The sequence below is a fragment of the Kitasatospora sp. NPDC101447 genome (assembly GCF_044767225.1).
Lineage (GTDB): Bacteria > Actinomycetota > Actinomycetes > Streptomycetales > Streptomycetaceae > Kitasatospora.
Genome location: NZ_JBIWNL010000063.1, coordinates 13,626 through 28,147, shown reverse-complemented (window position 1 = coordinate 28,147; position 14,522 = coordinate 13,626). Strand labels below are relative to the sequence as shown.

General features: G+C 71.5%; 9 protein-coding genes and 1 CRISPR repeat array. Of the genes, 1 reads left to right on the top strand and 8 read right to left on the bottom strand.

The features are described from left to right. Positions 1–766: 766 nt before the first annotated feature. From cas2e to cas3, 8 genes are all read right to left on the bottom strand, one after another. Positions 767–1,087: a type I-E CRISPR-associated endoribonuclease Cas2e gene (gene cas2e, locus ACIRST_RS41390; RefSeq protein ID WP_402809731.1), complete on the bottom strand. Its 321-nt coding sequence runs from the start codon at positions 1,085–1,087 to the stop codon at positions 767–769. A gap of 28 nt (positions 1,088–1,115) precedes the next feature. Then, entirely contained in the window at positions 1,116–2,039 is a 924-nt protein-coding gene (gene cas1e / locus ACIRST_RS41385; protein ID WP_402809740.1) for a type I-E CRISPR-associated endonuclease Cas1e, read from the bottom strand. A 62-nt stretch (positions 2,040–2,101) separates the two neighbouring features. Next, entirely contained in the window at positions 2,102–2,755 is a 654-nt protein-coding gene (gene cas6e, locus ACIRST_RS41380; RefSeq protein WP_402809728.1) for a type I-E CRISPR-associated protein Cas6/Cse3/CasE, read from the bottom strand. After that, positions 2,752–3,582 (bottom strand): type I-E CRISPR-associated protein Cas5/CasD, encoded by an 831-nt coding sequence (gene cas5e, locus ACIRST_RS41375; protein ID WP_402809725.1) that lies wholly within the window; start codon positions 3,580–3,582, stop codon positions 2,752–2,754. The genes cas6e and cas5e overlap by 4 nt, the downstream gene beginning before the upstream one ends. Then, entirely contained in the window at positions 3,579–4,751 is a 1,173-nt protein-coding gene (gene cas7e / locus ACIRST_RS41370) for a type I-E CRISPR-associated protein Cas7/Cse4/CasC (protein WP_402809723.1), read from the bottom strand. Before cas7e ends, cas5e begins: the two co-directional genes overlap by 4 nt. A gap of 51 nt (positions 4,752–4,802) precedes the next feature. Then, positions 4,803–5,567 carry a type I-E CRISPR-associated protein Cse2/CasB gene (gene casB, locus ACIRST_RS41365; RefSeq protein WP_402809720.1) on the bottom strand — a complete coding sequence of 255 codons (765 nt, stop codon included), beginning with the start codon at positions 5,565–5,567 and terminating at the stop codon, positions 4,803–4,805. Further along, entirely contained in the window at positions 5,564–7,156 is a 1,593-nt protein-coding gene (gene casA, locus ACIRST_RS41360) for a type I-E CRISPR-associated protein Cse1/CasA (RefSeq protein WP_402809717.1), read from the bottom strand. The genes casB and casA overlap by 4 nt, the downstream gene beginning before the upstream one ends. A 210-nt stretch (positions 7,157–7,366) precedes the next feature. Then, positions 7,367–10,192, bottom strand: coding sequence for a CRISPR-associated helicase Cas3' (gene cas3, locus ACIRST_RS41355; RefSeq protein WP_402809715.1), 2,826 nt, complete (start codon positions 10,190–10,192; stop codon positions 7,367–7,369). A gap of 295 nt (positions 10,193–10,487) precedes the next feature. Further along, positions 10,488–12,284: a CRISPR direct-repeat array (repeat unit 29 nt; unit sequence GTCCTCCCCGCGCCCGCGGGGGTCAGCCG). 187 nt (positions 12,285–12,471) lie between these two features. Here cas3 and ACIRST_RS41350 point away from each other — a divergent pair. Continuing rightward, the gene (locus ACIRST_RS41350; RefSeq protein WP_402809712.1) at positions 12,472–13,026 is read left to right on the top strand and encodes a Uma2 family endonuclease; all 555 of its coding nucleotides are present in this window, start codon (positions 12,472–12,474) and stop codon (positions 13,024–13,026) included. The last annotated feature ends 1,496 nt before the right edge of the window (positions 13,027–14,522 follow it).

The following is a 14,522-nucleotide window of genomic DNA, read 5'->3' as shown; positions in this document are numbered from 1 at the left end:
ACGACGTTCATCGAGCATGACGGGAAGCTAGCAGAAACAGCCTCTGACCTGCACAAATGATGAAGTTAGTTCGGTCAACACGCCGCCACCGCACTGGCGGCCCTGACCACTCCGGACCAGCACGTACCGAACCGCGACCTGCCGACCCGCCCCGCCGCGCCCAGCCACAGCTACCGGCCGACGAGCGGCGAGAAAGTCTGCGTAGTCCTCTGCGGGGGCAAACACCGACCCCTCCGACCTGGTGACTCGCTGACAATCCGCCCGACCGGGGCAGCCGAGCGGTCATCCCTCGGCTGCCCCGTCGTTGCGCTCTACCTGACTTCTCAACCTGGTCGGCGCGGTGGGGCTCGGCGGCTGACCCCTGCTCGCGGGCGAGGACCTGCAGCGAGACCTCGGGCTCACCGACAGCGACGGCTGACCCCCACTCGCGCGGGAAGGACAGGATGACGGCCGCGACGCCGCCGCCCATCCACGGCTGACCCCCGCTCGCGCGGGAAAGACTCCAGGAGACCGAGAGCCGCAATGGTGACCTGCGGCTGACCCCCGCTCGCGCGGGAAGGACACCACCCACACCGCCAGCATCGGCGTGGACTTCGGCTGCCCCCCGTTCGCGAGGGGAGGACGATGACCAGTTTGGGGACCTTCAGGCCGGGTTCGGCTGACCCCCGCTCGCGCGGGGAGGACGTCGACCTCAACGCCTACCTCCTCCAGGACGGCGGCTGACCCCCGCTCGCGCGGGGAGGACCCTTTCCGACCTGCAATGTTTCTACGGGTTTGCGATTTCTTGACCTTCGTGGCGTTGCTGGCGGGTCATCGCTACCAGTGTGAGTCCATCGAGGTCCACGGGCTTTCGTCGCTGCTCACCAGCTGTGTGAAGCGCGAAGCCTTGCTCGTTGGATGCCGGGTGGACCAGTACAGCCACCCCGCTTCCGATGCATTCACTAACGGCGAGCCAGAGTTCGTCGCGGACCTTCGCGGAGATGGTGCCGACATACAGCTGAGGCGTGACCTCGAGGAGCCAGCGGGTCAGGGCCCCTCGGACGTGGTCAGGGACTGCGGTTGCGGACAGAACGGTCATTGTTGCCATGACTGTCCAACGGGCTGCAGGAACACGGTCATAGGGTCTGCTCCGTCGAGTAGTTCACGCCGCCCGGCAGCACTCCTGATACGGGATCCCAAAGGTCTACGAGCTGTTCCTCGGGGTCAGGCGTGGCCGTCTGCTGTCCCGGTTCGAGCAAGCGCTGGATGTCGGTGACGATGCGCGGGAGGAGCCGGAACAACTGCAGGCCGTCGCGAAAGCTGCGCCGGGCGTCGGCTTCTGGGTACTGCGACGAGTGGAGAGAGAAGGCCAGCGGGATGGTGAGTTCGGCCTTGTAGAGGTCGGCAATGTCGTAGACGAAGGCCTGCTGGTTGCCGCTGTGGATGAAGCCGAGCGCAGGAGAGCAGCCGAGCGCGAGGATGGCTGCGTGGACGATGCCGTAGAGGCACGTGTTGGCGGAGGAGAGAGCAAGGTTGACCGGGTCCTGGGTGTCCCAGGATTTGGGGTCGTAGTTGCGGCGGAAGCGACCGATGCGGTGCTGCTGGGCAAGGAGACGGTAGAGGGCCTTGACCCGGTCGCCTTCGAAGCCGCGGAGTTGGGCGAGGTTGCTGCCCGCCGGAGCGGCGCCGCGGCCGAATCGCTGTTCATACATGGCGGTGGCGACAGCCAGGCGGCTGGTGTCATCGGCCCACGCCCGGACTTGGCGTTCCAGCCAGACCGTGGTGAGGGAGTCGGGGAGGGCAGCGGCGTAGCACCGGACGCCGCCGGCTCCGGCGATGACGACGGTGGTGCCGTGGCGGGCGAGGGTGGCGAGGGCCCGGGCGGTGATGGAGGTGCCGGGGCCGAGGAGGACACAGCCGAGGGCGGCGGTAGGGAGGTAGACGGTTTCGGTGCCGCGGTCGGCGCTGGTGATTTCGGCGCAGACGCCGGTGTCGTCCTGGACGACGCGGACGATGTCGAGATAGAGGAAGGAGAGGGAGTCGGCGATGCGCGGGAGCATGGCGGCGGTGGGAGCCGCCAGGTTGCGGCGGGCGGCTCCCGGGGCGGGACGGCGTCGGGTGGTCACGTGGGTTCCCGGTGGGGGGCGATGCTGAGGAGGCCGCAGCCGTAGGCCTTGCCCTTGCCGATGCCGTCGGTGAGGCGGGTGCGCAGGCGGTCGGCGTCGGCGATGACGGCGGTGCCTTCGAAGAGGATCCTGTGGTGCTGGACCGGGCTCCGGTCGCTGCGCCGGTGTCCTCTGGCGGCGTCGAGGGGACTGGAGTGAAGGGTGCCCAGGCGCAGGCCGGTGGTTTCGGCCTGCCGGGCCCACCAGTCGTCGGCGGCTGTGCCTTGGAGGGGCACGATGGCTTTGAGCTGGTAGAGCTCGCGGGTGGTGCGGCCGGGTTTGCGGATGGGGTTGGCGGCGATGCGGTAGCGGATGTGGAGGCCGGGGCGGAGGGCGTCCAGCAGGGGCGTGAGGGTTTTGGTGGCGGCCTGGCCGTAGCCGGCGGGGAGGCGGTCGAGGTCGGGTGGCTGGGTGCTCTGGAGGAGGATCTGCTGGCCTGCGGGCGTGGCTTCGCTGCGGAAGAGGATGCCGAGCCGGCGGCGCGGTTCGGGGTCGAGGTTGTCGGGGAAGAGCGACATCATCCGGTGGTGCAGGTCGACGGCGCCGGCGGTGTCGCGGCGGGCGTCGCGGCTGCGGGGGTCGGGGATGATGCGGGTCAGCCACAGGCTCATGCGGGGATGCTTTCGGGGCGGGTCGTGTGCCGGCCGAGGTAGTCGGCGAGCGCGGTGAGGTAGTTGGTGCCGAGGCCTTTGCAGTGGGTGGCGGGCAGGGTGAGGGTGCGCTGGTAGCGGGGGCGGGCCCGGTAGGTCCGGCGGCGGGGATGGAAGGTGACGGGGTTGTCGGTCACCTCGCCTGCGGGGCTGGTTCCGCGGTCGTCGCCGGGCTGGGGGTGGTTGCCGAGGCGGTCGAGTGGCTGGTCGCCGTGGAACAGCAGGTCGACGGTGGTGGCGTCGCCGTGGGGTTCGCGCCGGGCGATGGGCAGGTGCACGAGGTGGTGCAGGGGATCGTCGACCAGGCCCAGCAGCAGCGGGCCCTCGGGCGGGCAGGAGCGCCTGCCCAGGTACGGGGGCCAGAAGGGGTGCCGGAGCGCGTCGGCCCATTCGTCGAGGAGGCTCGGCCCGGCGGTGACGACCGCGGTGAAGGCGGCGTCGGCGAGGTAGTAGCGGTGGGACAGCAGGGTGGCGGTGGTGCCGGAACGCTTCTTGCCTTCCGCGGTGGTGACGGTGCGGGAGGCGGGCAGGCCGCCGCCGACGGTGTGCAGGTCACGCAGGACCGTGCCGGGCCGGTCGGTGCGGACGGTCAGGGAGAGCGTGGTGAGGTCGCTGATGTTGTCGCCGCGGTGGCGGCCGAGGGCGGAGGCCAGCAGGCCGATGACACCGGAGCGGGTGGGGAAGGCCGCGGTGCCGCGTTCGTTGAACTCGCTGGTCTCGCCCCAGGACTGCAGGGGTGCGGCGAGACGGATGAGCAGCCCTCGTTCGGCGGCGGAGTGGGGGCTCACGCGCAGGCCTTGGCGGGGACGGCGGTGAAGGCGGCCTCGATGGCGGTGTCGATGAGGCCGGGGAAGGACTCGAGGCGGGTGCCGAGGCCGGCGAGGTCCTTCTCCTCAAGGCTGGCCCAGGCGGCGGCGACGGTACCGCGGCCCGCGAGCAGCTTGTTCGCGGCGGTGGCGTAGCGGGCGAGGGCTGCGCGGGAGGCGGCGGCGTAGCCGCCGTGGTCGCGGGAGAGGACGGGCTGTTCGAACGCGGCGGCGTAGGACAGGGGGCGGTCGCTGCGGACGGCGATGTGGGCGAGGTCGGGGATGGTGTGGGGTGCGGTGGCGGTCTTCTTGGCGCGGGGGAGGGAGAGGATGAAGGCCTCGGCGAATCCGGCGGCGAGTTCGCGGGCGGCGGCGTGGTCGTCGCCGAGGTTGCGTGCGAGGTCGGCCAGGTCGACGGTGGCGTAGCGGTAGAAGACGCCGGCGCTGAATTCGGCGTGGCCCATGTGGGCGCTGCCGGTGGTGTCGCCCCAGGCGGAGGTGACGTCGTCGACGGCGGAGAAGTAGTCGAGCTCGACATCGCTGCTGTGGGTGGTGAGGGCGTGGGCGACCTGGACGGCGCCGTCGACGCCGGCGTCGTCGACTTCGGCGAGCATGCGGCCGAAGAGGTTGATGATGCCGTTGCGGGAGCGCAGGATGGCGTCGATGGCGTCCTTGGGCAGGGCGCTCTTGTCGGTGGTCTTCTTGATGTCCTTGGCGTTCTCGAGGGCGGTGCGGTGTTCCTCGGCGAGGGCGGCGAGTTCGGCGACGGCGCTCTCGGGGACGTAGACCATGGCGTTGGTGGTGATGACGGGCGAGTCCTTGGCGGTCTCGAACTTGATGGAGCTGCCGGCGGCGATGTGCTGGCCGGCGCGCTGGGCGAGTTCGGCGGGCCAGTCGTGTTCGTCCTTCAGGAGCCGGGTGACGCGGGCGCCGATGCGGCGGGTGCGCAGGGCCTGCTCGCCGAAGTTGTCCTGGTAGTACTCGCGGACGGCGCGCTTCCAGGACTGGCTGCTGACGCGGGTGCGTTCGGTGTCGCCGTAGCGGACGGTCTTGACGGAGTTGTTGTCGTCCCGGTTGAGGTTGGCGAACGGGACGCTCTGGACGACGTGGATGTCGAGGAAGCGGGCGGTGGTGCGGTCGGGGACGGGCATGCTCTTCTCCTTCGGGGCGGGTGTACGGGTGGTTGTGCGGGTCGGCCGTGGTCAGGCGTCGGTGCTGTCGGTGTCGTCGGCGTTGGCCTGGGTGTCGTCCTGGGCGAGGGCTCGGCGTTCGCCGTCCTTCTGCAGGGTCCGGTGGTAGTCCTGGAGCCAGATCCGCCTGATGGTTGCGGAGCGGCGCCGCCACTGGCAGAGGTCGACGAGGAGCCGGGCCCAGTCGATCTCGACGTCCCGGTCGCGCAGCTGGCGGACGGCGCCCGGCAGGTGGCGGTGCAGTCCGTCGACGCTCTGGCGGGTCAGGAGGTTGAGACGGGTTTCGGCGGAGGTCTCCCGAAGACCGCTTCCCTGGCCGCCTTTGAGGACGCCGTCGGCGAACGCGTGGCCCAGGCTGCGCGGACGGTTCCGCTTGCTGGCGGCCGGGCCGGGGATGTCCGATGCGCCCTCCTCCGGCCCGCCCGCCTGATCATCCTGCTTCGCCCCGTTCTTCGCCGCGGCGTACTGGTCGCGGCGCTGCGCGGCGATCAGGGACGCGACGGTGTAGTAGGCACGCTGGACGTCGCGGTTGCGCGTCTGCTCGTCGGTCAGCCACGACGCGACGAAGCGGTGCATGAACGGCACGGCGTCGAGGTCCTTGCCCACCCCGCGGCGCAGGGCCGCGCGCACCCCGGGGTCCTCGTGGCTGCGCATGTCGATCCTGGCGGTGAAGGCGCGTGCCCGCCCCAGGGTGGGGATCACGTCGGTGGTCTTCGGGCCGGGGACCTTGTCGTCGGCGGGTTTGGCGGGCCCCGGGATGGCGGCGGTGTTGCTCACGTGTCCTCCGTGCTCGTGGTGCGGGTGCTGGTGCCGCCGGCCTTGGCGGGCTGCTTCACGGGCCCGCCGTACAGCTCGATGCGCGCGGCCGTGACGGCCTTGGCTCCGCGCATGGTTCCGAGCGCGCCGTAGGTGACGGTGTCGTAGGCCCGCTCGGCGAGGACGCGGAAGGCCGCGGGCGCGGCGTCGAAGTCGCGATCACCGAGGCGCTTCCAGAACTCGGCCTCGGCGGCGGGCCAGTACCGGGCCGCGGCGTCGACGGCCCACGTGCAGTCGCGGATCTTGGGGGCGTCGGTGAAGCCGGCCCAGGCCTTCTTGACCGCCCGGTTGAGACGGCTGCCGTACCGCTCGCCCAGGACACGCAGCCGCCCGATCTCGATGGCGATCGCCGCTCCCTGGTCGCGCTCCACGAAGCCGAGCACGGGCGGAGTCGTGGCGTCGACGAACTGCACGTCCTTGGCCTGCCCGTCCTGTTCGAAGCCGAGCGCGCGCACTCTCAGCTCCTCCGACACCTCCGAGGCGGTCGAGAACACGGCGGGCCGCTGCGGCTTCGCACTGCCGGCCGGTTCCTGCAGGAGCAGGGCGTCCACGTCGCGCCACAGGGCCCGCTGGGAGTCGGCCGGCCTCGGGTACGCGTTGCCTTCCTTGCTGGTCTGCCAGATCAGGTAGGGGTCGCCCTCGCGCGGGATCTTGTCGCGGTAGGCCCACGTGATGAACGCGTCCCGGACGAAACCGCCGCTGTCGTCGGGCACCAGCAGCAGCGCGTGCTGGGACCGGGCCGTCAGCCCGGAGCACGGACCCGTGAGCGCCGGCGGAGCCGCCACCGGGTCGGGCAGCTCCTCACGCTCCCACGGACACAGGTCACCGCCCCGCCGCACATCCCGGCCCGGCTCGGGAAGCCCCGCCAGAAGAGACTCGAACAGAGACTCGCCCTCGGGGTGGTACGACAGCGTGCTGCGCAGCGGGCCCGCCGTGCTGTTGGCGGCCTTGACGCTTCCGACGGTGCGGCTGGAGCACCGTCCGGAAGGCCCGTAGTAGTGCCAGACGAGCAGGTGCAGGACGGCCTGGGCCGGGGTGGGCAGGTCCGGGTCCGCGCTGTTGGCGTGCCGGAACCAGGCGTGATTGTTGCCCGAGGGGCGGGTGGTGATGAGCTTGTCGACGCCGGCGGTGTTCGCCGGGTCGCACTGCCCGGCCAGCTGCGGATCCTGGAGAAAGGGGCGCACGGGGTCGAACAGGTCGAAGCGCTCGCGGATGCGTTCGGTGAACTCCGCGACCATCGTCGGGTCGAAACGCTCAAGGTCCACGACATCGAGGCGGCGTTCCGACCAGACCCCGGGTCCGGCCTCGTCGAGGCCCGTCATGCGGGCGGTCAGCGCGTACAGGACGCGGTACAGCGCAGACAGAGCCGGCGCAGTGCCGATCGCGATGCGTTCGATCCGGTGTGCGCACAGCAGGAGTTCGCGCAGCCCGACCTCGACCGGCAGGGCCGTGCCGTGCTCTGGGTCATCGTCCCCTTCGCCGCGGGGGAGCCACCGGACGGGGATCCACGGCTCGTCGACGAGATTGTAAGTGGGTGGTGCGGATGGCATGCGGCCTCCGGCGAGGCAGGTACGGGTGATCACAAGGGTGGGTAGGCTCTGCGCGGTCCCCGCCCGAGCGGGGGTGAGCCGTGCGGTGCTTACGAAGCCGCCGCATCGCTGAAACGGTCCCCGCGCAGGCGGGGGTCACGTTGTTCCCGGACGGGCATCCCGTCCGGGAACAGCACGTTCAACGTAGTGCCAAGTGCGGTGCTTACGAGGCTAGTTCGCGGAAATTCCCACGTTCGAGTACTCGACCTCCCGCTCGCCCAGCCGGCCCGTCCAGCGCTCACCGTCGCACCGCATGCGCAGCAGCGCGAGGTCGGCCAGCAGCGGCCGTTTGCCCCAGGACCGCGGCGGGGCGTTCTCATCGGTACGGCCGGCCAGCCAGCTGCCGGGCAGCGGCACCGTGTGCCGCATGATCAGTGCGATGGCCTCCCGGTCCACGGTGCCCGCGGGCAGCGGCACGTCCTGATCGGGAGCGAGACTCCATGCCCCAACCTCACGCTCGAACACGCACACGGCCCGTCCGCTGTCAGCGCCGAGACGGGTGGTCAGCAGGTCCTCCGTGATCCCGAGGCCTCGCTCGCTCAACCGGTACAGGTCATCGACGACGTCGTACGGGGCATCGATCGCCGTCAGCTGCGCCACCTGTTCCTGCGCGACGGCCGAGGCGATCCGTTCGGCGTCCATCCGCTTGAGCTCCCGCGCGGCGGCGGGCTCCAGGCCGGCCCCGAAGTCGTCCGCGTAGACCTCGTCGATCAGCTGCTGGACATCCCCCGGGACGCTGATCACGCCGCCGGGCAGCTGTTCGAGCAGCATGCTGGTACGGCGCAGCAGGGAAGCGTCGTAGACGGTGCCCCAGGTGCGGGGCGCGGCCACGCGATCCTTGTCGTCGAGGGGTTCCAGCACGATCAGGCACGGCTCGGCCGGGTCGCCGGTCCACGCCGGCCGGTTGGGGCGGTCGTGGCGTTTGCCGCGGCCGGCCCGCTGCAGGAGCTGGGCGAGCGGCGCGAGATCCGAGACGACGAGGTCGAAGTCAAGATCGAGCGACTGTTCGACGATCTGGGTGGCGACCAGGACCGAGCCCCCGCGCGGCGCGGCCGCCTCCATCTCGGTTTTTGGCTTGCCGTAGGCGCTCTCGCAGGAGGTGGTGATACGCCGGCGCTCGTGCGCCGGGAAGCGGGAATGCAGCAGCCGCAGACCTCCCTCACGGGCAGCGAGTTCGGGCAGGACCGACTGCAGGTACCGGTAGGTGCGTTGTGCCTCGTCGACGGTGGTGCAACAGACCAGCACGCAGCCGCCGCCGTCGGTGACGGGGGCCAGGATCTCGTGCAGGGCCGCCCGGCGCCCGTCGCGCGCCGGCACCACGGCGAGCTCGTCCCGGATGTCCCAGCGCACCCTGCGCGTCTCAACCCGCAGGCTCCGTTCCCGGCTGCTGCCGACCTCCCGCGGCGTGGACACCGTCCCGCTGGCCGCGTCCGCGAACAGCCAGCCCGGGTAGCAGGGCTTCACGGCGGCAGCCTCCTCGAACCCTGCGCCGCGCCGGTAGGCGTCGACCAGCGACGATGCTGCACGGCCGGTCAGCGTCGCCGACAGCAGCACCACTGGGGCACCGAACGCACCGAGCCACTCCAGCAGCCGCACCAGCAGACTGTGCATCCACGGCCCGTAGGCATGTGCCTCGTCCACCACCAGCACCTTGTCCGACAGGCCGAACAGCCGAAGGAACCCGTAACGGACCGGCAGCACGCCCGTGAGCGCCTGGTCGACGGTGCCATTGGCCAGCGGCGCGAGCAGCCCCCGACGTCCCGTCCGCAGCCACCGCCCGGCCTCCGTGTCCGCCAGCACTGCCGACCCGTCCACCGCCCCCTCACCCGGGGCGTAGTCCGGGCTCAGCCACGCCATGCTGTGCAGCAGCGTCAGCGCCCGGTCCCCCTCCACACTCCTGTCCGCGAATTCCCGGACCCGGGCGAACATCGCATCCGCTGTCGCCATCGTCGGCAGCGCGAAGTACAGCCCGCCCGCACCCGACGCCCGCGCCATCACCGACGCCGCGTGCAGCGCCGCCTCCGTCTTGCCGTCCCCGGTCGGAGCGGTCACCAGCAGCAACCCTGGACCGTTCACCACGACGGGCAGCCGCTCCGCGATGTCGGCCTGCAGCGGGTTCGGGGAAAATTCGAACTGCCCGGTGAACGGCTTGTCCGGGAACACCGCCCGCCCGAGGCCGGCCTCGCGCACCCATCCCGGTGCCGCGGCGGCGGCCCTTGCGAAGTGCCCGGCGAGCGCGGTGTCGTCAGCCGGCCAATCCTGCGCTGGCATCCTCGGCTTGATCAGGTCGACCTGGCTGGCCAGCCAGTCCGACACCACAACCAGCCCCGCGATCACCAGCGCCAATGGCCCCGGCAGCACCGACTCAAGCGCCTTCTCCGCCCGCACCGTCCGCCGGACCGCGAACGCGTGAGCAAGTCGCTGTCCCCGCCACCCCGGTGCTGTCCCCAGCCCGGGCTGGTGGCCGGAGGGGTTCGCGACCTCCTTGGCCAGCAGCGATTCGGCGAAGCACCCGTGGTGGCCACCCAGCAGCTGCGCGATCTGATGCGCCGGCGACCGCCTGACCAGCCTGCCCATCGGATAGCCGCACTCCCGGAAGAACTCCACCAGGCCCCAGTGCGTCGCCGCCTCGTGCCCCAGAAACCCGGCACGCCGCCCCGCCGGGTCGTCCTCCGCGTAGCCGGACTCCCCCGCCAGCTTCGCGAACTCGCCCTCCACCAGCCTCTGGAACTGCGGCGTGATCTTCCCGACATCGTGAAGCCCCGCCCACAGCATCACCAGCCGCCGGGCGTCCTCCTCCGAGCTTCCGACCGCCTCCGCAATCCGCCCGCGAACCCGTTCACCCAGAACCGCATCCCACACGGCACCGGCTACAGCGGCGGTGTCCAGGAGATGGCAGATCACCGGATACGCACCCGGCAGACCATCATGCTTACCCCACAACCGGGCATCCGGCCAGTCCGAACCTGCGCCCCCACCACGACTGCTGTCAACCATGACTGAGGGTCTATCAGTCGTCACTGACAATCCACCCAGCGGCAGTCACCACGACCGTCTGACCTGGCGAAATCCTCCCCGCGCCTGCGGTGGCCAGCCGGCTGACGCCAACGAGGCGTGCCGCCGACTGTCTCCTCCTGGTAGAAGCGGGGCCCGCGCCGGACGACGATGCATGCGCCGTGACACGATGAGGGTCGCACCTTGACACCAGAACAAAATGCCCTGCCGATCACATCCCACCTCGAAGCACAGTCAAGAAATCGCAAAGCCCCTGCTGCGTTGCAGGTCAGGAAGTGTCCTCCCCGCGCCCGCGGGGGTCGGCCGGCAGCTGACCAGCGCGTATGCATCCAGTGCATGTCCTCCCCGCGCCCGCGGGGGTCAGCCGGACGGTCGAGTTCTGCGCCAGCGTGGTGAGCTGTCCTCCCCGCGCCCGCGGGGGTCAGCCGCGGCCCGACCGGCTTGGACAGGGCGCCCTCGAGTCCTCCCCGCGCCCGCGGGGGTCAGCCGTAGGCCTTGTCCCACTCTTCGACCACGGCGTAGTCCTCCCCGCGCCCGCGGGGGTCAGCCGTACGTCCCGCCCTCCCAGCAGAAGAAAGGATGGTCCTCCCCGCGCCCGCGGGGGTCAGCCGGACGGCTCGCCCTTGTCGTTCAGCTCGATCGGGTCCTCCCCGCGCCCGCGGGGGTCAGCCGACGTCGGACCAGCTGCCGACCCTGACCCCAGCGTCCTCCCCGCGCCCGCGGGGGTCAGCCGGCTTCCACGTTCGGCTGGATCGGGCGCCGGCCGTCCTCCCCGCGCCCGCGGGGGTCAGCCGACGCGGAAATCATCCTGCGACTGCCCATCACAGTCCTCCCCGCGCCCGCGGGGGTCAGCCGGAACCCAGCGAACCCGGCTCTGGGTGGCGCATGTCCTCCCCGCGCCCGCGGGGGTCAGCCGTTGGTTTAGGCGGACTCCGCGAACGAGGCCTGGTCCTCCCCGCGCCCGCGGGGGTCAGCCGCGCTGCACAATGGGCGCCAGGCGGACCGCCTGGTCCTCCCCGCGCCCGCGGGGGTCAGCCGCCGGGGGAGGGCGGCACGGGCCTGTGTGAGGAGTCCTCCCCGCGCCCGCGGGGGTCAGCCGGGCAGGGCCGCCCGCAACCACCTCACACCCCGTCTTCCCCGCGCCCGCGGGGGTCAGCCGGCCGATTCGTGCCACCTCAGCACCGGGACGTTGTCCTCCCCGCGCCCGCGGGGGTCAGCCGAGGCCGCAGAGCGGGCCCTGACACCCCGGGAGGCCCTCCCCGCGCCCGCAGGGGTCAGCCGGAACCCAGCACGAAGAGGCCCGGACCAGAATCGTCCTCCCCGCGCCCGCGGGGGTCAGCCGGTTGTTTTCCCGCTACCTGTGGGTCCTACGAAGTCCTCCCCGCGCCCGCGGGGGTCAGCCGTGGTGCATGCGGGTCACCGAGACCACCGAGTCGGCCTCCCCGCGCCCGCGGGGGTCAGCCGCTGGAAGGCCGCGGCAAGGTGATCCACCTCAAGTCCTCCCCGCGCCCGCGGGGGTCAGCCGATCGTTCCCGGGACCACCGTCCTCAAGTGGTCGTCCTCCCCGCGCCCGCGGGGGTCAGCCGACGTGCACAGCAGGCTGTGGTGTTGCCTCCCCGTCCTCCCCGCGCCCGCGGGGGTCAGCCGGCCGGCACCCCCGGTGCTCGCCGCTGCAGCAAGTCCTCCCCGCGCCCGCGGGGGTCAGCCACGAGAATTCGTCGATCACGAGAACCCGGGGAAGTCCTCCCCGCGCCTGCGGGGGTCAGCCGCTGTGCCTGGAACACGTCCTGCCAGACGAGCCGTCCTCCCCGCGTCCGCGGGGGTCAGCCGGGCGTCCTGAACGTCTCCGGCATCACGTCCGTGTCCTCCCCGCACGCGCGAGGGTCAGCCGGACACCATCGAGACGGCCGGCGGCCAGGACAACTCCTCCCCGCACGCGCGGGGGTCAGCCGTAGCAGCGGTACGCCACCATCGAGTGGGCGAACTCCTCCCCTCACGCGCGGGGGTCAGCCGGGATAGACCATCATCACGGCCCTCGCTTACCTGTCCTCCCCGCGTCCGCGACGGTCAGCCGACCCGGCCGAGGTTCTGGGGGCGAGGATCGAGCCGTTCCGGCCGATGGTCGCTCCAGTAGCTCTGGTCCTATCAATCGCTCCCCCGCACGCGCGGGGGTCGTTCCCCGCCAGACCGCCGAACGGCTACGGTGGGAGCCGTGGGTGTCCGGTCGGACACACCACAGCCAGGCCGGAGGAGGCGAACCGTTGAGCGCGCAGCCGATCGCGTACGCGGACGTGAATCACGAGGCCGCGTTGAAATACGCCGTGCAGCTCATCGATCACCGGTGGGCCCAGGTTATCGAGGGGCGGATCGTTCTGGTGTCACCCACGTGGGACCACGAGAACGTGGCGGCGAAGATCCGCCGCCAGCTCGATCGCCGCGTCGATGAGCTCGGTTGTATCAGCGGGTCCGGGAACCTCGATCTGCCCGGCTCCCCCAACTGGTACATGCCTGACCTTGCGGTCATCCCTGAAGACCTGGCCAAGGGCGCGGGCGCCCTCACTCCTGACCAGACCCTCCTGGTTGTCGAGGTGACCTCCGAGTCCAACGGCGACACCGACCGCGTCACCAAGCGCAAGCGCTACGCCCAGTACGGTGCCCCGCTCTACCTGCTCGCCGACCGGCAGAACCGCACCTGCACCCTCTTCTCCGAGCCTCACGACCTCGGCTACGCCAGCATCGACGGCCCCCACCCGTTCGGAACCCCGCTGCAACTGCCGGAGCCGTTCGGTCTGACTCTGAACACCGCCGCGTTCTGACCGCGCGAGGCCAGCCGCTACGCAAAGACCGCACCTTGACACCACAACAGCACATCAAGCCGCACCGCACCGACCAGTCAAGAAATGGCAAAGCAGCTGCTGCGTCGCAGGTCAGAAAGCCTCCTCCCCGTGCGAGCGAGGGTCAGCCGACCGGGCGCGGGGGAGCGTACCCCGTTCGGGGCTCCTCCCCGTGCGAGCGAGGGTCAGCCGTCGGGGCCGGGGCCGACCCGGTACGCGCCGCCCTCCTCCCCGTGCGAGCGAGGGTCAGCCGTCGGGGCCGGGGCCGACCCGGTACGCGCCGCCCTCCTCCCCGTGCGAGCGGGGGTCAGCCGTACGGAGCATGATCGTCTTCGGACCCGGCCCCCTCCTCCCCGTGCGAGCGGGGGTCAGCCGAACCTCGTCTACGGCGCCGTCACCCTCACCGGCTCCTCCCCGTGCGAGCGGGGGTCAGCCGCTCCTGTCCGCGCTGGGGCTTACCCCGACTTACTCCTCCCCGTGCGAGCGGGGGTCAGCCGTACCGGAGCAAGGGCCCCGGCCCCCAGTACCGCTCCTCCCCGTGCGAGCGGGGGTCAGCCGCAGGGAAGTGACAGGCCTCCCGCCCCTGAGCCCTCCTCCCCGTGCGAGCGGGGGTCAGCCGTTGAGGTAGTCCAGGAACACCTCCGCGTCCTTCTCCTCCCCGTGCGAGCGGGGGTCAGCCGGGGCACTCCCCGCCCGGGGCGGGGCCGTACAGCTCCTCCCCGTGCGAGCGGGGGTCAGCCGGTCGTATACACGGCCGGGACGGGCGTGGTCGCCTCCTCCCCGTGCGAGCGGGGGTCAGCCGGGGTGGGGGTTCGAGGCTGTTCGCGCAGGTCACTCCTCCCCGTGCGAGCGGGGGTCAGCCGTTGTTGGTGAGGCTCGCGCGGCCGCGGGCGGTCTCCTCCCCGTGCGAGCGGGGGTCAGCCGCCCAAGGAAAAGCTGACCCTGCTGCCCGACAACTCCTCCCCGCACGCGCGGGGGTCAGCCGACCGCCCCGCACTTGATCCACATGGTGCAGCTCCTCCTCCCCGCACGCGCGGGGGTCAGCCGCTCACCGGCATCGAGGAGCGCACTCGCGCCGACTCCTTCCCGCACGCGCGGGGGTCAGCCGCCCATGCCGCCGGTCCACACACGTGAGGTCAGCTCTTCCCCGCACGCGCGGGGGTCAGCCGCCATCCTCGCCAGCGGCCACTGGTTCCAGGAGCTCCTCCCCGCGCGAGCGGGGGTCAGCCAGCGGCTGAGCTGTCCGTCGCGTCCTCCCCGTGCCCGCCTTGGGCTGTCGCCGTCGGTCCTCTGCACTGGCACCGGGCCAGCCACGAACGTGCCGAACGCCGACCAGAGGCCGTGGCACGATGAAACCCGCACCTTGACACCACAACAGCACACCAGTCGCGCAGACCAGTCAAGACATGGCAAAGCCGCCGCTGCGCCGCAGGTCAGAAAGCCTCCTCCCCGCGTCCGCGGGGGTCAGCCGTCGGGCC

Coding starts and splice junctions, on each gene's coding strand:
- cas2e (WP_402809731.1), bottom strand. CDS start 1,087: ATGGCAACAATGACCGTTCTGTCCGCAACCGCAGTCCCTGACCACGTC.
- cas1e (WP_402809740.1), bottom strand. CDS start 2,039: ATGCTCCCGCGCATCGCCGACTCCCTCTCCTTCCTCTATCTCGACATC.
- cas6e (WP_402809728.1), bottom strand. CDS start 2,755: ATGAGCCTGTGGCTGACCCGCATCATCCCCGACCCCCGCAGCCGCGAC.
- cas7e (WP_402809723.1), bottom strand. CDS start 4,751: ATGCCCGTCCCCGACCGCACCACCGCCCGCTTCCTCGACATCCACGTC.
- casA (WP_402809717.1), bottom strand. CDS start 7,156: ATGCCATCCGCACCACCCACTTACAATCTCGTCGACGAGCCGTGGATC.
- cas3 (WP_402809715.1), bottom strand. CDS start 10,192: ATGGTTGACAGCAGTCGTGGTGGGGGCGCAGGTTCGGACTGGCCGGAT.